General features: G+C 73.9%; 1 protein-coding gene. It reads right to left on the bottom strand.

What is annotated here, in order from left to right; genetic code table 11:
- A partial coding sequence (locus AX681_RS06765; RefSeq protein WP_156456049.1) for an AAA family ATPase occupies positions 1-754 on the bottom strand: 754 nt, incomplete at both ends.

Genomic DNA, 754 nt, shown 5'->3' with positions numbered 1-754 from the left:
CCATCGACCAGCTCGCCCCGCGCCTGCTCGCGCGTGTCGGCCGCGTGGACCATGCCCTTGCCGTCATAGGCGTGGATCGCCTCGCCGGTGCGCCCGGTCGCCAGCGCGCGGGTGGCGTCGCGCTGCCAATCCTCGCGCTGCCGGCGAATCTCGGTGATCTCGGCCGCGCCGTGCCGCTCGGTGACGCTGCGGAACGCCGCGCCCGCCTCGATCGCCTGTAACTGCTCGGGGTCGCCGATCATCACGACCTTGGCCCCGGCGTCACGCGCCTGGCTCAACACCCGCTCCATCTGGCGCGAGCCGATCATGCCCGCCTCGTCCACCACCAGCACGTCACGCGGGCCTAGCTGCTCGCGCCCCTGCCCCCATGCGTGCTCAAGGCTGGCGAGGGTGCGGGACTGGATGCCGGACCCGCCCTCAAGGTTCTCGGCCGCGATCCCCGACAAGGCCGCACCGCGCACCTGGTAGCCCTGCCGCTCCCAAGCCTCGCGCGCGACGCCCAACATCGCGGATTTGCCGCTGCCGGCGTAGCCGACGACCGACGCCAGCCCCTTGCGGCCGGTGATATGGTCGAGGGCGTCGCGCTGCTCGGCCGACAAGACGAGCCCCCTGCCCTGGGCCGCGCCGATCGCGGCGTCACGCTGGCGATCGGCGATGCCGTGACCGTCGCGCGCCGCCAGCGCGCCGGCGCTGCGCTCGAGCCGGGCCTCCACCGCGATCATGTCGCGCGACGTGAACCGCTCCTGGTCGCGTC

This window comes from Sphingomonas sp. CCH9-E2 (assembly GCF_001557215.1).
Classification (GTDB): domain Bacteria; phylum Pseudomonadota; class Alphaproteobacteria; order Sphingomonadales; family Sphingomonadaceae; genus Sphingomonas.
The sequence above is the reverse complement of the archived record's forward strand: the minus strand, read 5'-3'. Positions and strand labels throughout refer to the sequence as shown.